Genomic DNA, 20,441 nt, shown 5'->3' with positions numbered 1-20,441 from the left:
ATGCCGCGCCGCATCCTGCTGGTCGAGGACGACGCCGAGACGCGCGACTACATCGCGCGCGGGCTGACGCAGGCCGGCTACCTCGTCGAGGCCACCGGCTCGGGGCGCGACGGCCTCTATCTCGCGACGGGCGGCGGGTTCGACGCCCTCGTGCTCGACCGGATGCTGCCCGATCTCGACGGCCTCAGCCTGCTGAAATCGGCGCGCGCCGCCGGGGTGGCGCAGCCCGCCATCCTGCTGACCGCAATGAGCGCGATCGACGAGCGGGTGCGCGGGCTTCGTGCGGGCGCCGACGACTATCTCGTCAAGCCCTTCTCGTTCGCCGAGCTCGAGGCGCGTCTCGAGGCGGTGCTGCGCCGCCCCGCCGAGCCGCGCGGCGAGGTCGAGACCGCGCTCGCCTGCGGCGATCTCGCGCTCGATCTGATCGCGAGGCGGGCCGAGCGCGCAGGGCGGCAGATCGAGCTGCAGCCGCGCGAGTTCCAGATCCTCGAGTTCCTGATGCGCCGTCAGGGCCGGATCGTGACCCGGACAATGCTGCTCGAGGGCATCTGGGATTATCATTTCGACCCCCGGACCAACGTCATCGACGTCCATGTCAGCCGCCTGCGCCGCAAGATCGACGCGGAGGGCGAGGCCCCCCTCATCCACACCGTGCGCGGCGCCGGCTACATGATGTCGGCGGAGGGCTGAGGCGTGGCCCGCAACGCCACGACCCGCCTCGTCGCCGCGCATCTGGTGCTGGTTGCGCTGGCGACGGCGCTGGTGCTGGGCTTCGTCTACTGGCGCGCCGGCGGCGTGATCGACGCCGAGCAGCGCGCCGTGGTCGAGGCCGAGCTGCGCGGGCTGGCCGACGACTACCGCCGCGCCGGCCTGCCGGGGCTCGCCACCGCGGTCGAGCGCCGGCTCGACCGGCCCGGCGGCCGGGACGAGGTCTACCTGCTGACCGACGCGCTGGGCCGTCGCATCGCCGGCAACCTCGCGGACTGGCCGCCCGGCGTCGTCCCCGGCGGCGGCTGGGTCACGCTCGAGCTCTACCGCCTCGACGCCGAGCGGCCGACGACGATCTCGGCGGTGTCGATCCGGCTTGGGCGGGGCGAGCGGCTGCTGGTCGGGCGCGACGTGGCGGCGCGCGCGGCGTTCGATGCGACGCTGCTCCGCGCGCTGGGCTGGGGCCTCGCGGCGATGGCGCTGATGGCGCTGGGCACGGGCTGGCTGCTGTCGCGCCTGATCCTTCGGCGTATCGATGGGATCGCGGGCACGGCGCAGGCGATCATGGGCGGCGCGCTCGACCGCCGCATTGCGGTCAGCGGCGCGGGCGACGAGTTCGACCGCCTCGCCGGCACGCTCAATGCCATGCTCGACCGGATCTCGGGGCTGGTGGGCGACCTTCGCATGGTGACCGACAGCCTCGCGCACGACCTGCGCAGCCCGCTCGGCCGGTTGATCCGCCACATCGACGGCGCGCTCGACGAGGCGGCGCCGGCCGAGGCGCGCCTTGACCTCGTGCGCCGCGCGCGGGCCGAGGCCGAGACGGTGCTGGCCATGGCGACCACGCTCCTCGACCTCTCGCGCATCGAGGCGGGCATCGGCGCCGAGCAGTTCGAGACGGTCGATCTGGCGCGCATCGGGCGCGACGTGGCCGAACTCTACGCCGCGGCGGCCGAGGAACGCGGCCTTGCGCTCGAGGCCGAGACCGAGGGGCCGCTGTGCGTGCGCGGCCATCCCCAGCTTCTCGCGCAAGCGCTGGCGAACCTCGTGGACAATGCGTTGCGGCACGCGCCCGCGGGCACACCGATCCGCATTTCGGCCCGGACGGTGGGGCGGGCGCCGGTGCTGTCGGTCGCCGACCACGGCCCCGGCATCCCTGCCGCCGAGCGTGAGCGGGTACGCCAGCGCTTCGCGCGGCTCGATCCCAGCCGCGGCGCGGGCGGCGCGGGGCTCGGGCTTGCGCTGGTCGATGCGGTCGCGCGGCTGCACGATGCGTCTTTGGTGCTCGAGGATCACGCGCCGGGCCTGCATGCCGCGCTGGTGTTCGGGACTGGCCGCGCGGTGGCGGCGTCCGGCGGGGCCGCGGGTGCTACGGCTGCCTCTGGCGCCCCAGCCTGCCCGGCGATAGAAGACCCCGCATGACCGAGAATGTCACGACACCTGCCTACCTCACGACGCGCGAGCTCGCAGACCTCCTGCGCATCAAGGAGCGCAAGGTCTACGACCTCGCGGCCAGCGGCGACGTGCCCTGCGTGCGCGTCGTGGGGAAGCTCCTGTTCCCGCGCCACGAGGTCGATGCCTGGATCGCCGCCTCGCGCTCGGGGCCGGGGACGGACGCGCCGCCGCCGCCGATCCTCGCGGGAAGCCATGATCCGCTGCTGGAATGGGCGCTGCGCGAGTCGGGCAGCGGGCTCGCGGCGTTCTTCGACGGCAGCCTCGACGGTCTCGAGCGCTTCGCGCGGCGCGAGGCGGCGGCCTGCGCGCTGCACTTGCATGAGCCGGATGGCGGATGGAACGTGGCCACGCTGTCGGGCCGGTTGCCGGGCGAGCCGGTGGTCCTCGTCGAGTTCGCTCGGCGCCGGCGCGGCCTCGTCGTGGCCGCGGGCAATCCCCTGCGGATCGAGGGCATCGGCGATCTCGGGGGGCGCCGCGTTGCGCGCCGCCAGCCCGGCGCCGCCAGCCAGCGCCTGTTCGAGGACCAGGCGCGCGCCGCGGGCCTCGACCCGGACGGGCTTCCCGGCCCGCTCACGCCGTCGCGGACCGAGGCTGACGTGGCGCTGGCCGTGCTCGAGGGCAAGGCCGACGCGGCCTTCGGCCTTGCCGGCGTCGCGCGGCAGTTCGGCCTCGGCTTCGTGCCGCTGATCGAGGAGCGCTACGACCTCGCCGTCTGGCGGCGGAGCTGGTTCGAGCCGCAGTTCCAGCGGCTTCTGCGCTTTCTCGGCTCCGAGCCCTTCCGTGTCCGCGCGGCCGAGAGCGGCGGCTACGGCATCGCGGCGCTCGGCGCGGTGCACTACAACGCGCCGGTGGGCTGAGGCCGCCACGGGCTGTAGCAGCGCACGGCGCCAATGTCGGGCGGGCAGGCTGACAGCCGGTTATCGGCTCCGGGAAAGTCGTTGGGAAAGTCGTTCCACGACAATTCCAGAGCCGCGACCTCACGCGGGAAACCGCGGCCCGGAGGCGCCATGTGCGAGGCCTGGTCCCGCGTCCCTCAGCCCTGCACGGCGGGCTTGCGTGCGGCGTTCGGGAAGAACAGCTGCTGGCCCTCGATCGTGAAGCCGGCGATGGCCTTCTGCCCCTCGGGGCCGGTCAGCCAGTCGATGAAGGCCTGCCCGTCCCCGGCCTTGACGTTCGGGTGCTTCTGCGGGTTCACCAGGATGACGCCATACTGGTTGAACAGCCGCTGGTCGCCCTCGACCGCCACGCCGAAGTCGCCCTTGTTGCCGAAGCTGATCCAGGTCGCGCGGTCGGTCAGCACATAGGCGCCCATGCCGACGCCCGCGTTGAGCGTCGCGCCCATGCCCGAGCCGGTCTCTCGATACCAGCCGCCCGAGGCGGCGGCCACGTCGACGCCCGCCTCCTTCCACAGCTTCAGCTCGGCCTTGTGGGTGCCCGAGTCGTCGCCGCGCGAGGCGAAGGGCGCGCCCGCGGCGGCGATCTTCTTCATCGCCGCGACCACGTCCGCGCTGCCCTTGATGCCTGCTGGGTCGGCTGCGGGTCCCACGACCACGAAGTCGTTGTACATGACGTTGAAGCGCTCGACGCCCCAGCCTTCGGCCACGAATTTCTCCTCGGCGGATTTCGCGTGCACTAGGAGGACGTCGCCGTCGCCGTTCGTGGCGTTCTTGATCGCCTGCCCGGTGCCCACCGCGACCACGCGGACCTCGATGCCGGTCTTGTCGGTGAAGGCCGGAAGGATCGCATCGAGCAGGCCCGAATTGGCGGTCGAAGTGGTCGACTGGACGATGATGAATCGCTCGGCGGCCTGCGCCTGAGGGGCCGCGAGGCCAAGGCCTGCCACGAGGGCGAATGCCATACCGATGAATTGACGTCTGAGCATAAGTCCTCCGCTTGTTCTGGATCGGGTCGGGTCAGAGCACCAGTTCGCCCGCAAGGAAAGCGCGCGCCTCGCGCGAGCCGGGCTGCCTGAAGAACGCGTCCGCGTCCGTGTGCTCGGCAATGCGTCCGCGATGCATGAATACGACCTCGGCGCCGAGGCGGCGGGCCTGGCCGGGATCGTGGGTCACCATCACGATCTTGGTGCCGCGCGCGGCTGCATCGGCGATCAGCCGCTCGATCGCCGCGGTGGCGGCGGGATCGAGGCTCGCGGTGGGTTCGTCTAGGAACAGGATCTCGGGCTCGACCGCCAGCGCGCGCACCAGCGCGAGGCGCTGCTGCTCGCCGCCCGACAGGGTGCGCGCGGGCTGGCGCGCCTGCGGCTCGAGGCCGCCCAGTGCCAGCGCCCGGGCCACGGCTGCCGGGCGCCGGACGCGCGGGACGCCGTTTACCTTGAGTGCATAGTCGATGTTCGCGGCAACCGAGCGGCGCAGCAGGACGGGCCGCTGGAACACCATCGCCTGCCGCAGCCGGATGCCTGCCCGCGCGGGCTGGCCGGCCCAGAGAATGCGGCCCGCGTCCGGCTCGATCAGCCCGTGCAGCAGGCGCAGCAGGATGCTCTTGCCGGCGCCGTTCGGGCCCATGACCATGGTGGGGCCGCCCTCGTCGATCGTCAGCCGCGCGATGTCGATCAGAGTCTGCCCGGCCATGCGCAGGACCAGCCCCTCGGCGGACAACGGCAGGATGCCCCGTGCCGCGTGGATGGCGGACGGCGCGATCGCTCCCGCGTCACGCATGGGCCACCTGCCGCTCGGAGCCGCGCATGAGCCCCACCGCCGCGTTCACCGCGATGGCGATCGCCACCAGGATGATGCCCAGCGCCAGCGCGAGCGCGAGGTTGCCCTTCGACGTCTCGAGCGCGATGGTCGTGGTCATCACCCGGGTCACGTGGTTGATGTTGCCGCCGACGATGATGACGGCGCCCACCTCGGCGATGGCACGGCCGAATCCGGCGAGGAAGGCTGTCATCAGGCTGTAGCGCCCGTCCCACAGCAGCGTCGGCACCGAGGCCACGCGCGAGACGCCGAGCGAGCGGAGCTGTTCGGCATATTCGCCGTTGAGATCCTCGATCACCTGCCGGCTCAGCGCGGCGATGATGGGCGTCACCAGCACGACCTGCGCGATGATCATCGCGGTCGGGGTGTAGAGAAGCTGCAGGACGCCGAGCGGTCCGGCATTCGAGAGCAGGAGATAGATCACCAGCCCCACGACGACCGGGGGAAGCCCCATCAGCGCGTTCACGGTGACGACGAGCGCGGCCCTGCCGGGGAAGCGGCCCACCGCCAGCACCGCGCCCAGCGGCATGCCGATGAGGGCCGCGATCAGCACCGCCGAGAGGCTGACCCGCAGGGACAGAAGGACGATGCCCAGAAGCTCCGCGTCGCCTGCCAGGATCAGGCGCAGCGCGAGGCTGAAAGGCTCTGTGAAATCCTGCATTTCCTACCGATTCAGTGGCGCCTTCGTATGGCGCGCACAAAATGGACCAGTCAGGCGGCCATGTCCAGAACGGATCGCGATGGCGGGTGGCTTCGGCGAAGCGCATGCCGCTCGGCGCGCCATGTAGGCGCGGCCGGCCTTGGCGCGTCGGGTCGGATGGCGGGCGGGGCGAGCGGAGCGGAGCGAGCGGGCCGGTTCAGTTCCCGGCGCTCTCGCCCGCGGCCTCGGCGCCGGCCTTGCCCTGGCGGCGAGCCTCGAGCAGGCGGTCGAGCCAGTCGGGATCCATGTCGGGGACCGAGGACAGCAGGAGTTCGGTGTAGGCGTGGTGCGGGGGCGTGAACATCTCGCCCTTGGGCCCTTGCTCGACCACGCGGCCGTCCTTCATCACCACTACCTCGTCCGCAATGGCGCGCACCGTGGCGAGGTCGTGGGTGATGAACATGTAGGCGAGGTCGAATTCCGCCTGCAGCCGGTCGAGGAGCTTGAGGATCCCCTCGGCCACCAGCTGGTCGAGCGCCGAGGTCACCTCGTCGCAAATGATGAAGCGCGGCTCGGCCGCCAGCGCCCGCGCGATGCCGATGCGCTGCTTCTGCCCGCCCGAGAGCTCGGACGGCAGCCGGTCGATGAACCGGTCGGGCTCGAGCTCGATCAGGTGCAGAAGCTCGCGGATCCGCTCGGTCAGCGCGCGGCCCCTCAGGCCCAGATAGAACTCGACCGGTCGGCCGATGATCTCGCGGATGCGGTGCCGGGGGTTCAGCGCGGTGTCGGCCATCTGGTAGATCATCTGCGCCTGCCGCAGCTGATCCTTCGACCGCTGGCGGTAGTCCGCCGGCAGCACCTTGCCCTCGAAGGCGACCTCCCCCGCCGACGGCGGCAGGAGTCCGGTGATCACCCGCGCGGTCGTGGACTTGCCCGAGCCCGACTCGCCCACCACCGCGACGGTGCGGCGGCGGTGGATGTCGAAGCTCACCTCGTGCAGCACGGGCACCTTGCCATAGGCCGCCGTCACCCCGCGGACCGAGACCACCGGCGTCTCGGAGGCTGGCGCGGGGGGCTGTTCGGTCCGGGCATGGCTGCGCACCGCCCAGAGCGATTTCGTATAGGCCTCGCGCGGCGTGCTCAGCATCTCGCGGGTCGGCGCCTCCTCGACCTCACGGCCCTTGAGCAGGACCTTGATGCGGTCGGCCATCTGCGCCACCACCGCGAGGTCGTGGGTGATGTAGATCGCCGCCGTGTCGAACTGGCGCACCGCGTCGCGGATCGCCGAGAGGACCTCGATCTGGGTGGTGACGTCGAGCGCGGTGGTCGGCTCGTCGAAGATGATGAGATCCGGCCGGCAGGCCATCGCCATCGCCGTCATGGCGCGCTGGAGCTGGCCGCCCGAGACCTGGTGCGGATAGCGGAAGCCGATCTCGCCGGGGTTCGGCAGGCGCATCCGGCGGTAAAGCTCGACGGCGTCGCGCTCGGCCTCGGCGCGGCTCATCACGCCGTGCTGGACGGGCGTCTCGCAATACTGGTCGATGAGGCGGTGGGCGGGGTTGAACGATGCGGCCGCGGACTGCGCCACATAGGCGATGCGCCGGCCTCTCAGCCCGCGCCGCTCGGCCTCGGGCGCAACGATCAGGTCGATCCCGTCGAAGCGGATCGAGCCCTCGGAGATCCGGCAGCCGTCGCGGGTGTAGCCCATCGCGGCGAGCCCCAGCGTCGATTTTCCCGCGCCCGACTCGCCGATCAGCCCCAGCACCTCGCCGCGGTGCAGCGTGAGGTCGATGTCGCGCACGATGTCGGACCAGGTCTCGTCCGCGCGGCCCTCGATCCGCACGCCGCGCATCTCGAGGAGCACCGGCTTCGTGGTCATCGTCTCACTCCTTCAGCCCGCTCGCCCGGTGCAGCATCCAGTCGACGACGAAGTTGACCGCGACCGTGAGCAGCGCGATCGCCCCCGCGGGAAGAAGCGGGGTCACGTCGCCGAAGGTGATCAGCGTCGCGTTCTCGCGCACCATCGAGCCCCAGTCAGCCGTTGGCGGCTGGATGCCGAGCCCGAGGAACGAGAGCGCCGAGATAGACAGGAACACGAAACAGAACCGCAGCCCGAACTCGGCGACCAGCGGGGCCATCGCGTTCGGCAGGATCTCGCGCAGGATCAGCCGCGGCAGACGCTCGCCCCTCAGCTTTGCCGCCTCGATGTAGTCCATGACCACGATGCCCTGCGCGACCGCCCGCGCCAGCCGGAACACGCGCGTCGCGTCGATCACCGCGATGACGAGGATCAGGGTCACGACCGAGGTCCCGAAGATCGTGAGCAGCAAGAGCGCAAAGATCAGCGCCGGGATCGCCATCAGCACGTCGACGAGGCGGCTCAGCCCCTGGTCGAGCCAGCCGCCGACCGTCGCCGCGAGAAGCCCCAGCACCGAGCCGAGCAGGAAGGCGAGCGCCGTGGTCGCAACCGCAATCCCCACCGTGTTGCGCGCGCCGTAGATCAGGCGCGAGAACATGTCGCGTCCCAGATTGTCGGTGCCGAGGATGTGCGCGCCCTCCCAGGGCAGATACTCGGCGCCGACCACGGCGCGTTCCGGGAATGGCGCGATCAGGTCGGCGAAGACCGCCGCGACGACATAAAGCAGGATCACCACGAGGCCGAAGCTCGCCGTCAGCGGCGCCGTGCGCATCACCCGCGCCGCCGTCGCGGGCAGAAGGGCGACCAGGGCCGCGCGGAATGCCCAGGCCAGCGCCGCCGACCCCGCGAGGATCGCCGCCAGCCACATCGCGCCCGAAAGGAATGCCATCTGCCCGCCCCCTCAGCGCCGGTGAACGAGGCGCGGGTTCGACAGGGTCGACAGCACGTCCGCGATCAGGTTGAGGGTGACGAAGGCGGCCGCGAAGATCAGCGCCGAGGCCTGAACCACCGTGATGTCGCGCTTGGCGACCGAGTCGACCATGAGCTGCCCCAGCCCCGGGTAGACGAACACGACCTCGACCACCACCACGCCGGTGATGAGATAGGCGAGGTTCAGCGCGATCACGTTGATGATGGGCGCAAGCGCGTTCGGCAGGGCATGGCGCAGGATGATGCGCCGGGGACTGAGGCCCTTGAGGCGCGCCATCTCGATATAGGGCGAGGCCAGCAGGTTGATGATCGCCGCCCGGGTCATCCGCATCATGTGCGCGGTCACCACCAGCGTGAGCGTCAGTGCCGGCAGGAAGGTCCGGTAAAGCCGCTCGCCGAACGACACGTCGGTCGAGACATTGGCGATCGAGGGGAAGAACCCCGCCTGCGCGATGAAGAACACCAGGATGTAGGCGACGAAGAACTCGGGAAACGAGATCGAGCTCAGCGTCGCAACGTTCACCGCGCGGTCATAGATCGAGTTGCGCCAGAGCGCCGCGAGAATGCCGAGCACCAGCGACAGCGGGACCGAGATCGCCGCGGCATAGAGCGCGAGGAACAGCGTATTCGAGAAGCGCACGCCGATCAGGTCGGCGATCGGCCGCCGGTTGGCGAGGCTGTTGCCGAAGTCGCCCTGCAGGACCCCGCCCAACCAGGAGAGGTAGCGCTCGTGTGCCGGCAGATCGAGCCCGAGCTCGCGCCGGAAGGCCGCGAGCGTTTCGGGCGTCGCCGCCTGTCCCAGCACGGATTGCGCGAGATCGCCGGGCAGCAACTCGACCGCGCCGAAGATGATCAGCGAGATGACGAAGAGCGTGAATATCCCCAGCGCGACCCGTTGTGCGACCATCCCCCAGACCCGCGCCATTTCAGCCCCTCATTCTGCCGCCCCGCGCTGCACGGCATTCTGCCGGTCGGCGGCCGGATCTCCGGATCGCCCTGTGCCCCCCGCACAGCACGCTTTGGCGCAACCCCGATGTCAATGGTCTTTGCGACCCCGCAGCGGGCAGAAGCGACGCGGCCGCGCGGGGAGCTCACAGCTCGACGCCAACTTCGGCATAGGCGGCCCGGATCACCTTGAGCGCATGATTTGCCGCCGGCACCCCGGCATAGACGGCGACATGCAGCATGGCCTCGCGCAGCTCGTCGGGCGTCGCGCCCGTGTTGAGGGTGGCGCGGACATGCATCGCCACCTCGTCCCAGTGACCCAGCGCCGCGAGGAGCGCCAGCGTGATCAGCGAGCGGTCGCGCAGCGACAGCCCCGGGCGCGCCCAGACGCTGCCCCAGGCGCCTTCGGTGATGAAGTCCTGGAAGGGCGCGTCGAAGGCGGTCTTGGCGGCCTCGGCGCGGTCGACATGCGCATCGCCCAGCACCGTGCGGCGGGTCTTCATGCCGGCCTGGTGGCGGTCAGACATGGTGGCGGCTCCCTGCGGCGGCTATCGGCGTCCCGGTCCCCCGGCGTGACCAGACCCTGCCAACGATAGCGACCCGGCGCCGAATGCGAAGCGGGAATATCGCGCGGGCGGCTCCGCGGCGCCGGTCTGCGGTCAGCCCCGGCGCAGGAATGTCAGCCCCATGCTGTCCCGCAGGGTGAGGCGGCCGCCGCTATACTCGGGGCCGATCGGGGGCGTCGCGAGGGCAAGCTCCCAGCCGTCTCGGCCGGTGCCGGGGGGCAGATGCTCGAGGGGGTCCATCTCCTCGATCGGCCCACCCTCCATGTGCGTCAGCATGAAGACCGTCTCGCGCCGGGGGGCCGTCTCGGGTGCATGGCGCAGGGAGGTGAAGAGCACGCGCCCCTCGGTCGGCCGGACGTAGTCGAAGCTGTCGTCCGGCCCGAGGTTCCACCGCAGCCAGGGCCGCTCGAGGCGGAACTGCCGCAGGGCATGGGTGAACCCGGTCTGGGCCTCGCCCAGATGCTCGTGGTAGCGCGACACGTTGCAGTGGTCGTGCATGTCGTCCATCCAGGCGCGGGCGATCTGCTTGAGCCCCGCCACCGTGAGCGGCATCGGGCCGTCGAGCGGGGGGTCCACCGCGTTCAGGAGCTTGACGATCACCTCGAGGTCGTAGCCGGTGACGTCGACCAGCGCCGGCAGGAATTCGAGGAACCGGGCGAGGGCGGCGCGCGTCTCGAAGCCCATCTCCTTGAGCCTGCGGAACGCGCCCGGGACCGAATAGGCGTAGTCGTCGATCTGCCATTTCAGCGAGATCGCCTCCTCGGCGACGATCTTGACCCCCCAGCGGTCGTCCTGGTTGCGGATGAAGCCCCACGAGGCGCGCGCCCCCGCGTTGAGGAAGTCCATCGGCACGCCGGGGAAGGCAACATAGGTCAGCATGTTGACGGCCGGGTTGTCGTAGGCCTTGTCGAGGATCTCCATCTGGGTGGCGCCGAGGCGCGTGTTGACATTGAGCCGCGGGCTGATCTGCGTGCCGCGCCGCAGCGTGTCGTGATTGGCGCAGCCCGAGATCCAGTTCTCGCCGCAGGTCAGGATCTCGCGGATTCGCCAGAACTTCGACAGCCAGAAGGTGTAGAGGAACGGCGTATTGTGGGCGAAGGTCAGCGGCCCCCACTGGAACACGTCCGGGTCGCGCTGGCGCTCGATCACGGAGCGGTAGGTCGACGAGAGCTCCCAGTCCGGCTCGGGCCAGGGGCGGCCGTCCTCGAAGATGAACCACGGGCGATAGCGTCGTCCCGCCACCTCCTGCACGACATCCGCCATCTGCTGGAGGTAGTCGTCGTCATGGCGCATCACCTGCGCGTCCGCGTCCCACCACTGGAAGTCCTGCGCCCCGTCGACCCGCACGCCGTCGGCGCCGAAATCGACCTTGCGCCGCTGCATCTCCAGCAGGATCGCGCGCACCGCCGGGTTCCGGTAGGCGATGTTCTGGCCATACATGTTGGGCCCGGCGAAGAAATGCGCGTTCAGCGCATCCAGCCCCTGGTTGTCCGAGTGGCCATAGACCACGTCGAGGATCAGCTTCCTCGGCCCGCCGGGGAAGGTATGGAGCACGGCCGCGAGATCGACCAGCTCGTCGGGCCGTCCGGATTCTAGCAGCGCGGGATTGACCGCCGCCATGCCCGAAATCACGACGTCGTATCCCCAGTTGGTGGTGTCGGGGCGGCGCAGGTCGACCTCGACGGCGTCGTCCCGCAAGGCCGTCTCGACCCAGAAGGCGGGGCCGGCCTCGTAGACGGTGGTGGGCTCGACCGGCATCAGCTGCACCGCGTCATAGCCGAGAAAGATCCGCTCCGACGGCTCGGGCGCGGCGCCCCGGCGGACGCGGTCGGCCAGCATGCCGAAGTGCCGCGCAAGGCTCGCGAGCGTCCCGCCCGCCGTCGCGGTCGGCACATGGATCTGGAGGATGTTCGCCGCCGGCCCTAGCTTCGCGACCTCCTCCCCCGCAAGGTCGCGGAAATAGGTGGCATCGGCGCGCGCGGCCTGCATGGCGCCGATGTCGTAGAACTCGGCCGGTGCAAACGCGCCGAAGGGCAGGGATGCCGCGAGCGGATCGAGCACGCGGTGCCAGCGCCCCTCGGTGTCACGCCAGGCGAGGGCGTAGAAGGTGCCGACGCGGTCGCGCCGCCCCGCCACCATGCCGTCGACGGCGATCCAGGCATAGGCGTCGACCCGGGCCATGGGCAGCCGGGTGCGGCGGAAGCGGAGGCGGTGCCGCGCCACGGTCAGGTCGAGCGGCTCGAGCGGGTCGAGGATCTCGAGGAAGACATCGCCCTCGGGCACGCGCAGATCGACCAGTTCGGGCACCCAGAAGCCGATCTCGGCCGACCCGCCCACCACGCGGGCGCCGAGTCGCCGCGCGATCCGCCGCGCCGCCTCGAAGGCCGAGGGCGCCTCGACCAGCGCCGCCTGGCAGCGGGCGGCGAGGCGGGCGGTCCGCGCCTCGTTCCGCTCGATCGGCGGGGGCGATGCCGGAGTCGGCAGGGTCATCGGACCCGCTCCCGCCAGTCAGTCTGGAGGCGGGCGGGCGGGCCGATCCGCATCGCGGCCCTCATGCGGCAGCAGTTCGCGGCTGAATACCGTCGCGGAACGCGGCGAGCACCTCGGCACAAGCCGGATCGGCGGATGCCCGCGCGAGGGTCGCCGCCAGCATCCCGGCCTTCGACCCGCAGTCGTAGCGCGTCCCCGAGAAGCGGAACCCCGCGAGGCCCACGCGCTCGATCCCCGCGGCGATCGCGTCCGTGAGCTGGATCTCGCCACCTGCGCCGGGCCCCTGGCGGGCGAGGTCGTCGAGGATCGACGCATCGAGGACGTACCGCCCGACCACCGCGAGGCGCGAGGGCGCCTCGGCCGGGGCGGGCTTCTCGACGATCCCCCGGGCGGGCACCAGCCGGCCCTCGACCGCGCCGGGTTCGAGGATGCCATAGCTCGCGGTCGCATCGGGCGGCACCTCCATGGCGGCCACCAGGTGGCCGCCATGGAGCGCGTGGGCGCGGATCATTTCCTCGAGGCATCCGGGCCGGCCGAGGATCAGGTCGTCGGGCAGCAGGACCGCGAAAGCCTCGCCCTCGACATGCTCGCGCGCGCACAGCACGGCATGGCCCAGCCCGAGCGGCTCGGGCTGCATGACGAAGATCACGTCCTCGTCCGCGTCAAGCGCCAGCGCGTCGAGCCGGGCCGCGAGGCGCGCCTTGCCGCGTTCGCGCAGGGTGCGCGACAGCGCAGCGTCCTGCCGGACATATGTCTCGATCGCGCCCTTCGAGGGGTGGCTCACGAAGACCATGCGATCGATGCCCGCGGCACGGGCCTCGTCGATCGCGAACTGGATCAGCGGCGTGTCGACGACCGGCAGCAGCTCCTTCGGGGTCGCCTTCGTCGCCGGCAGAAAGCGCGTGCCAAGCCCTGCGACCGGAAAGACGGCCGTCCTGATCCTTGTCGAACTCATGCCCTGTCCTCCAATTCCATCCAACAGCATATGAAGAGTGACGAGATCCCCGCCGCGATTTCGCACTGCAATATAGAGCGTGAGCCAGGGAAATTTCAACATCCGATGAAAACAGGAGAGATATCCCGTAGATCTCACAGCGTTTACTTAAAATTATTTCAACTTTACTTGGGATCGACCTGCCGAGAACTTCTTCCCAGGGCGCCTTGGCGCGGTCTTGCCCCCGTGCATTGCGCGCCACGCCATGTAAAAATCATGTATAATTATTGTATATATAAGTAAAAAATATAAAACTGATACAGTCCAGCCCTGCCCAGGATGCGATGCTGTAAACAAGCTCGGCATGAATTTCCATCTATATGGCTTTTATGTGATCATTTGCGTAATTTATGGGCAAGGAGTCGTGGCCGAACGCTCCTCGGCTCGGGTTTGGGCGGGTTGATTCGATTCTATGCTTGACCTTTCGCCTTTCGTGATTACCTTCTCGCACATGCGATAAACAGCCGTGAGCACACGCCGGCAGCGTGCCGCATCCCGCGGCCATCCATGCTGCCACTGGCGAAAGATGCCTAAGGGGGTGTAATCCTGTGCGCGGGTTACCCGCGACCGGAGCCTGGCGCCGTGATCGAGACCGACGAGCCCCGCCCCCACGACAACGACACCGCCGCCGGCTCGCCGGCTCGCGGGACGGGAGGCGAGGAAATGAACGCATTCGACACCGGACTGGCTACGACGGGCGAGACGCGGGAGGGACCCTACGGGCGAATCGGGGTCGTCGGCGCCGGGGCGTGGGGCACGGCGCTGGCCGTGATCGCGGCGCGCGCGGGTCGGAGCGTCGCGCTCTGCGGGCGCGACGCGGCGGCGATCGCCGAGATGGAGGCGGCGCGCGAGAACGCCCGCTACCTGCCCGGCATCGCGCTGCCCGGCAGCATCGCGCTCACCGATGATCTGGCGGTGATGGCGCGGCAGAGCGATGCCGTGCTGATCGTGACGCCCTCCGAGACGATCCGCGCGGTCTGCCGTGCGCTCGGCCCCTGCCTGCCGGCGGGCGTGCCTGTGGTGCTGTGCGCCAAGGGTATCGAGGCGGGCACCGGGCTCCTGATGTCGGACATCGCGGCCGAGGAGCTTCCCGGCCACCCGATCGGGGCATTGTCGGGCCCGACCTTCGCGGACGAGGCCGCGGCGGGCCACCTGACGGCGGCCACCATCGCCTCGGATTTCCCCGAAGGCGTCGCGCCCGGCGAGACGCTGGCGGCGCGCATGGCGCTGTCGCTGGGGACCGCGAATTTCCGGCCCTACGTGTCGGATGACCTGGTGGGCGTCGAGGTGGGCGGCGCGGTCAAGAACGTGGTCGCCATCGCCTGCGGGATGATGGAGGGCGCGGGCTTTGCCGCCAATACGCGCGCCGCGCTGATCACCCGCGGGCTCGACGAGATCAAGCGGCTGGCCGAGGCGCTGGGCGGGCGGCGCGAGACCGTGACCGGGCTGTCGGGCGTGGGCGATCTCACGCTCACCTGCTCGTCCACCCACTCGCGAAATCTCAGCCTCGGCATCCAGCTTGGCCGCGGCCGCCGGCGGGCCGATTGCTTCGACGGCCGCCCCGTGGTGGTCGAGGGCGAGGCGAACGCGATCTCGGTCACCGACCTCGCGCGGATGAAGGGCGTCGACATGCCCATCGCCGAGGCGGTGCGGGCGATCCTGCACGAGGGCGCGCCGATCGGGCGGACCTTCGCGTGGCTCTGGACCCGGCCGATCGAGGCCGAGCCGCGGGCGCTGCGCCTCTCGCTCGACCACCCGGCGCCGGAGTCCCAGGTGCGCGACCTCGCGGAGCGCATGCCGTAATGACTGATCCTGCCGCAGACCGCCGGCCGGAGAGCCCGCTCGCCGGAGCCCGCCTCGTTCTTGCCACCGATCTCGACGGGACCTTCCTCGGGGGGGCGGACGGAGCGCGGCGCGCGCTCTACGACTGGATCGAGACGCACCGCGCCGGGATCGGGCTGGTATTCGTCACCGGGCGCGAGCCCCGCTTCATCGAGCGGCTCTGCGCGGGCGAGGAAGGAATGCCGGTGCCTTGGCCGGATTACGTCATCGGCGACGTGGGCACGACCATCGCCGAGGTGCTGCCGCCGGGCATGGGGCAGCGTGTCCGCCCGATTCCCGCGCTCGAGGCGGAGATCTCGAGGGCCTGGGCGGGCAAAGGCGAGCGCGTGCGGACGCTTCTCGAAGGTCACCCGGGTCTGACCATTCAGGATGTCGAGTTCCGGCACCGTGTCAGCTACCACTACGATCCGGCTGCCTACTGCGCCACGGCAGAGGCCAAGGTCGCGCGGCTCGGCCTCGATCACCTGGTGTCGGATGGCCGGTTCTTCGACGTGCTGCCGAGGGGGGTGTCCAAGGGGCCGTCGCTGCGGCGCCTGATCGACCATCTCGGCGTCAGCACCGAGCGCGTGCTGGTCGCGGGCGACACGCTCAACGATCTCTCGATGCTCGAGGCCGGGCTCAAAGGGGTCGCTGTCGGCGGTTCGGAACCTGCCCTGCTCGACCGGCTGCGCGGCCGTCCCGGGGTCTACAGCGCCGTGCGCCCCGGCGCGGCCGGCATCGCCGAGGCGATCGCCGTCTTCGACCTCTTCACCCCCCTGCCAACGGACACGGGAGGCCCCGATGCCCTCTGATCTCGTCATCGTCTATCACCGCCAGCCCTACGAGGAGGTCGAGGAGAACGGCCGCATCGTGCGGCGCGAGAACTCCTCGCCCAACGGCATCGTGCCCACGCTCAAGAGCTTCTTCGGCCGCGTCGGTCACGGCTCTTGGGTCGCCTGGAAGCTGGCCGAGGACCCGGCCGACCCGAACTGGGAGCGCGTGGTCGAGATCGAGGACAGCTTCGGCCGCTACTCGGTCTCGCGGCTTCCGCTGACCGAGGCGCAGGTCCGCAGCTTCTATCACATCACCTCGAAGGAGGCGTTCTGGCCGATCCTCCACTCGTTCAAGGAGCGCTACAACTACGACCCGGTCGACTGGCCGGTGTTCCGCGAGGTCAACTGGGCCTTCGCCGAAGCCGCCGCCGCCGAGGCCGCGCCGGGAGGCGTGGTCTGGGTGCATGACTACAACCTTTGGCTGGTGCCGGGCTATGTGCGACGGCTGCGGCCGGACGTGAAGATCGCCTTCTTCCATCACACGCCCTTCCCGTCGGCCGACATGTTCAACGTGCTGCCCTGGCGGCGCGAGATCGTCGAAAGCCTGCTGGCCTGCGACGAGGTGGGCTTCCACATCCCGCGCTACGCGGCCAACTTCGTCTCGGTCGCCCGCAGCCTGTTCGACGTGGCGGTGACGGGCGAGGAAAAGACGCGCCCCGATTTCTCCGCCGACGGGACGGCGCTCGCCGAGCACCGGGTGCCGACGCGGATCGCGCATGGCAGCCACGAGGTCTTGTTGAGTGCCTTCCCCGTGGGGGTCGATGCCGGGTATATCCGCGAGCTTGCCGACGGGGACGACACCCGCGCCCGTGCGGCCGCGATCCGCGATGAGCTGGGCGGCTGCCAGATGATCATCTCGGTCGCGCGGACCGATTACACCAAGGGCAACATCGAGCAGCTCCTGACCTTCGAGCGCCTGCTCGAGCGGCGGCCCGAGTTGCGCGGCAAGGTGCGCCTGATGCATGTCTCGGTCAGCGCCAACCGCAACATGACCGCCTACGAGGAGGTGCAGTCCGAGATCGAGCAGATCACCGGGCGCATCAACGGCCGCTTCGGTAGCTTCGAGTGGCAGCCCGTCTCGCTGATCGGCCAAGCCATTCCGTTCCGCGAGCTCGTGGCCTATTACCGCGCCGCCGATGTCGCCTGGATCACGCCGCTCTGCGATGGCCTCAACCTCGTCGCGGCCGAGTTCTGCGCGGCGCGCGGCGATGGCGAGGGCGTGCTGGTGCTGTCCGAGTTCGCCGGGATCGCGGTCGAGCTGTCCGAGGCCGTGCTGACCAATCCCTTCTCGAACCGCTCGATGGACGCTGCGATCGATCAGGCGCTGGCGATGGCACCGGTCGAGCGCCGCTCGCGGATGGAAGCCTTGCGCGCCAAGGTCGCGCGCTACGACATCCGCGCCTGGGCCGCCGAGCAGCAGAGGCTGTTCGACTCGATCCATCGCCCGCTCGACGCGGCGCCCGCGCGCCCGGCGTCGCGTGCCGGCGGGATTCCCCCGCGCGACGCGGCTTGATCCCGCGCGCATTGCGCAGCCACTGCCGCACCGCCCCCGCCTTGTCTAGCAGGGCGGGGGCGTTTGCGTGTCCGCGCCAAACTTTGACATAACCATAATATGAGTATACATAATGGCCACCACGCCGAATCGCGGGAGGCCGCCGATGGATTGCCCTGACGTCGTGATCTCGAACGCCGCTCTCGCCACCATGGTGCCGGGCGATGCGCCCTATGGCCTTGTCCCGGATGGCGCCGTCGCGGTCAGGGGCGGCCGCATCGCCTGGGCGGGTCCTGTCGCCGAACTGCCGGCCGAGTTCCGCGCGATGCCGCGCGAGAATGCGGGCGGCCGGCTGGTGACGCCGGCGCTGATCGACTGCCACACCCATCTGGTGTTCGGCGGCAACCGCGCGCGCGAGTTCGAGATGCGGCTCGAGGGCGCGAGCTATGAGGAGGTGGCGCGGGCGGGCGGCGGCATCGTCTCGACGGTCCGGGCCACCCGCGAGGCGGATGAGGCGACGCTTCGCCAAGGGGCGATCGGCCGCCTCGACGCCCTGCTGGCCGAAGGGGTCGCGACGGTCGAGGTGAAGTCGGGCTACGGCCTCGACCGCGAGACCGAGCTTCGCATGCTGCGGGTGGCGCGCGGGCTGGCCGCGGCGCGCAACGTCCGCGTCCGCACGACTTTCCTCGGCGCCCATGCGGTCCCGCCCGAATATTCCGGCCGGCCCGATGACTACATCGACGAGGTGTGCCTGCCCGCGCTCGATGCCGCGGCGGCCGAGGGGCTGGTCGATGCGGTCGACGGGTTCTGCGAGGGGATCGCGTTCACGCCGGCGCAGATCGGGCGCGTGTTCGACCGTGCGAAGGCCCTGGGCCTGCCCGTGAAGCTCCATGCCGAGCAGCTCTCCAATCTCGGCGGCGCGGCGCTCGCGGCGTCGCGCGGCGCGCTGTCGGCGGATCACCTCGAATACCTCGACGATGCGGGCGTGGCCGCGATGGCGAGGGCGGGAACCGTCGCGGTGCTGCTGCCCGGCGCGTTCTACACCCTGCGCGAGAGCCAGCTTCCGCCGGTCGAGGCGCTGCGCGTGGCCGGCGTGCCGATCGCGGTTGCGACCGATTGCAACCCGGGGTCGTCGCCGATGACCTCGCTGCTGCTCGCGCTCAACATGGCCTGCACGCTCTTTCGCCTGACGCCGGAGGAGGCCCTGGCCGGGGCAACCCGCGCGGCGGCGCAGGCGCTCGGGCTCGCGGATTGCGGCCGGATCGCGCCGGGGCTGCGCGCCGATCTCGCCATCTGGGATGTCGGGCATCCTGCCGAGCTTGCCTACCGCATCGGCTTCAACCCGCTTCACCGCCGGATCTTCGGAGGCACGGAATGACCATCACGCTGACGCCCGGCGCCGTGACGCTGGCGGATCTCGAGCGCCTTTACCGCAGCGGAGCGCCGGCCCGGCTCGACGCGGCCTCCCGCGGGTCGGTCGAGGATGCCGCGCTCCGGATCCGCGAGGCGGCGGAAGGGTCGGCGGCGGTCTACGGCGTCAACACCGGCTTCGGCAAGCTCGCCGCGGTGCGCATCGCGCCGAAGGACACGGCGGCGCTGCAGCGCAACCTGATCCTGTCGCATTGCGCGGGCGTGGGCGCGCCGATGCCGCGGGCGGTCGCGCGCCTCATGATGGCGCTCAAGCTCCTGTCGCTGGGCCGCGGCGCCTCTGGCGTGCGCTGGAAGGTGGTCGCGCTGATCGAGGGGATGCTGGCCCGCGGGATCACGCCGGTGGTGCCCTGCCAGGGCTCGGTCGGCGCCTCGGGTGACCTCGCGCCGCTTGCGCACATGGCCGCGGTGATGATCGGCGAGGGCGAGGCCGAGTGCGGCGGACGCGTCCTTTCCGGCGCCGAGGCGCTGGCCGCGGCGGGGCTTGCGCCGGTGGTCCTCGGCCCGAAGGAGGGGCTCGCGCTGATCAACGGTACGCAGTTCTCGACCGCCTATGCTCTTGCCGGCTTGTTCGACGCCTGGCGCTGCGCCGAGGGGGCGCTGGTGGCCTCGGCCCTGTCGACGGACGCGATCATGGGATCGACCGCGCCGCTCGAGCCCGAGATCCACGCCCTGCGCGGCCATCGCGGGCAGATCGAGGCCGCCGCCTGCCTGCGCGCCCTGATGGCGGGGTCCGAGATCCGCGAGAGCCACCGCGAGGGCGACGCGCGGGTGCAGGACCCCTACTGCATCCGCTGCCAGCCGCAGGTGACCGGCGCGGCGATCGACCTTCTGCGCTTCGCCGGGCGCACCCTCGAGATCGAGGCCAATGCCGCCACCGACAACCCGCTGGTGCTGACCGGGCGGGGCCTCATCGTGTCGGGCGGCAACTTCCACGCCGAGCCCGTGGCCTTCGCCGCCGACCAGATCGCGCTCGCGGTGGCCGAGATCGGCTCGATCAGCCAGCGCCGCGTCGCCCTGATGGTCGACCCGACGCTGAGCCACGACCTGCCGCCGTTCCTCACGCCCGATCCGGGGCTGAATTCGGGCTTCATGATCGCCGAGGTCACCGCCGCGGCTCTGATGTCCGAGAACAAGCAGCGCGCCAATCCCTGCTCGACCGACTCGACGCCGACCAGCGCGAATCAGGAGGATCACGTCTCGATGGCCGCCCACGGCGCCCGGCGGCTGATGGAGATGACGCAGAACCTCGCCCGCATCGTCGGCATCGAGCTGCTGTGCGCGGCGCAGGGCATCGAGTTTCGCGCGCCGCTGCAAACGAGCCCCGCGCTTTCCCGTGCGATCGAGCGGCTGCGCGCGGCGGTCGGGACGCTCGAGGGCGACCGCTTCATGGCCCCTGACCTCGAGACCGCGAGCGAGCTCATCCGCTCGGGCGCGGTGGTGGAGGCGGCGGGAGCGGCCGAGTTCCCGACGCTGAATGGCTGAGCGGCCACGGCCGGGAGGCGGA

17 protein-coding genes are annotated in these 20,441 nt (G+C 70.7%); 8 read left to right on the top strand and 9 right to left on the bottom strand.

The window, feature by feature from the left end; all coding sequences use genetic code 11:
* Genes M1105_RS14910 through M1105_RS14900 form a run of 3 tightly spaced genes read left to right on the top strand, consistent with a single transcriptional unit; the run spans nucleotide 1 to nucleotide 3,020 of the window.
* Nucleotides 1-690 (top strand): response regulator transcription factor, encoded by a 690-nt coding sequence (locus M1105_RS14910; RefSeq protein WP_249581172.1) that lies wholly within the window; start codon nucleotides 1-3, stop codon nucleotides 688-690.
* 3 nt (nucleotides 691-693) lie between these two features.
* The gene (locus tag M1105_RS14905) at nucleotides 694-2,130 is read left to right on the top strand and encodes a sensor histidine kinase (RefSeq protein WP_249581171.1); all 1,437 of its coding nucleotides are present in this window, start codon (nucleotides 694-696) and stop codon (nucleotides 2,128-2,130) included.
* On the top strand, nucleotides 2,127-3,020 hold the full coding sequence (locus M1105_RS14900; RefSeq protein WP_249581170.1) for a helix-turn-helix transcriptional regulator: 894 nt from the start codon (nucleotides 2,127-2,129) through the stop codon (nucleotides 3,018-3,020). The genes M1105_RS14905 and M1105_RS14900 overlap by 4 nt, the downstream gene beginning before the upstream one ends.
* A gap of 176 nt (nucleotides 3,021-3,196) precedes the next feature.
* On the opposite strand, the gene M1105_RS14895 is transcribed toward M1105_RS14900, so the two are convergent.
* From M1105_RS14895 to M1105_RS14855, 9 genes are all read right to left on the bottom strand, one after another.
* On the bottom strand, nucleotides 3,197-4,045 hold the full coding sequence (locus tag M1105_RS14895; protein WP_406600629.1) for a substrate-binding domain-containing protein: 849 nt from the start codon (nucleotides 4,043-4,045) through the stop codon (nucleotides 3,197-3,199).
* A gap of 31 nt (nucleotides 4,046-4,076) precedes the next feature.
* On the bottom strand, nucleotides 4,077-4,838 hold the full coding sequence (locus tag M1105_RS14890) for an ATP-binding cassette domain-containing protein (protein ID WP_249581169.1): 762 nt from the start codon (nucleotides 4,836-4,838) through the stop codon (nucleotides 4,077-4,079).
* A complete protein-coding gene (locus M1105_RS14885) occupies nucleotides 4,831-5,538 on the bottom strand; it encodes an ABC transporter permease (RefSeq protein ID WP_249581168.1) in 708 nt (235 codons plus the stop codon). The genes M1105_RS14890 and M1105_RS14885 overlap by 8 nt, the downstream gene beginning before the upstream one ends.
* Before the next feature lie 196 nt (nucleotides 5,539-5,734).
* Complete coding sequence (locus M1105_RS14880) at nucleotides 5,735-7,396, bottom strand: ABC transporter ATP-binding protein (RefSeq protein ID WP_249581167.1); 1,662 nt, start codon at nucleotides 7,394-7,396, stop codon at nucleotides 5,735-5,737.
* A gap of 4 nt (nucleotides 7,397-7,400) precedes the next feature.
* A complete protein-coding gene (locus M1105_RS14875; protein WP_249581166.1) occupies nucleotides 7,401-8,324 on the bottom strand; it encodes an ABC transporter permease in 924 nt (307 codons plus the stop codon).
* A gap of 12 nt (nucleotides 8,325-8,336) precedes the next feature.
* Nucleotides 8,337-9,290 carry an ABC transporter permease gene (locus M1105_RS14870; RefSeq protein WP_249581165.1) on the bottom strand — a complete coding sequence of 318 codons (954 nt, stop codon included), beginning with the start codon at nucleotides 9,288-9,290 and terminating at the stop codon, nucleotides 8,337-8,339.
* Nucleotides 9,291-9,456: 166 nt separating this feature from the next.
* Entirely contained in the window at nucleotides 9,457-9,837 is a 381-nt protein-coding gene (pcaC, locus tag M1105_RS14865; protein ID WP_249581164.1) for a 4-carboxymuconolactone decarboxylase, read from the bottom strand.
* A 132-nt stretch (nucleotides 9,838-9,969) separates the two neighbouring features.
* Entirely contained in the window at nucleotides 9,970-12,366 is a 2,397-nt protein-coding gene (gene gghA / locus M1105_RS14860) for a glucosylglycerol hydrolase (protein ID WP_249581163.1), read from the bottom strand.
* A gap of 61 nt (nucleotides 12,367-12,427) precedes the next feature.
* Nucleotides 12,428-13,321, bottom strand: coding sequence for a UTP--glucose-1-phosphate uridylyltransferase (locus tag M1105_RS14855; RefSeq protein WP_249581162.1), 894 nt, complete (start codon nucleotides 13,319-13,321; stop codon nucleotides 12,428-12,430).
* 702 nt (nucleotides 13,322-14,023) lie between these two features.
* On the opposite strand from M1105_RS14855, the gene M1105_RS14850 reads away from it, so the two are divergent.
* From M1105_RS14850 to hutH, 5 genes are all read left to right on the top strand, one after another.
* Nucleotides 14,024-15,163, top strand: coding sequence for an NAD(P)H-dependent glycerol-3-phosphate dehydrogenase (locus tag M1105_RS14850; RefSeq protein ID WP_249581161.1), 1,140 nt, complete (start codon nucleotides 14,024-14,026; stop codon nucleotides 15,161-15,163).
* Nucleotides 15,163-15,993, top strand: a complete 831-nt coding sequence (locus M1105_RS14845; RefSeq protein WP_249581160.1) for an HAD family hydrolase — start codon at nucleotides 15,163-15,165, stop codon at nucleotides 15,991-15,993. The genes M1105_RS14850 and M1105_RS14845 overlap by 1 nt, the downstream gene beginning before the upstream one ends.
* Complete coding sequence (ggpS, locus tag M1105_RS14840; protein WP_249581159.1) at nucleotides 15,983-17,527, top strand: glucosylglycerol-phosphate synthase; 1,545 nt, start codon at nucleotides 15,983-15,985, stop codon at nucleotides 17,525-17,527. Before M1105_RS14845 ends, ggpS begins: the two co-directional genes overlap by 11 nt.
* Before the next feature lie 145 nt (nucleotides 17,528-17,672).
* Entirely contained in the window at nucleotides 17,673-18,884 is a 1,212-nt protein-coding gene (hutI, locus tag M1105_RS14835) for an imidazolonepropionase (RefSeq protein ID WP_249581158.1), read from the top strand.
* A complete protein-coding gene (gene hutH / locus M1105_RS14830; protein WP_249581157.1) occupies nucleotides 18,881-20,419 on the top strand; it encodes a histidine ammonia-lyase in 1,539 nt (512 codons plus the stop codon). The genes hutI and hutH overlap by 4 nt, the downstream gene beginning before the upstream one ends.
* The last annotated feature ends 22 nt before the right edge of the window (nucleotides 20,420-20,441 follow it).

It is taken from the genome of Thermohalobaculum sediminis (genome assembly GCF_023487995.1).
In the GTDB taxonomy this organism is placed as follows: domain Bacteria; phylum Pseudomonadota; class Alphaproteobacteria; order Rhodobacterales; family Rhodobacteraceae; genus Thermohalobaculum; species Thermohalobaculum sediminis.
This window is presented reverse-complemented; position numbering and strand designations above follow the sequence as displayed.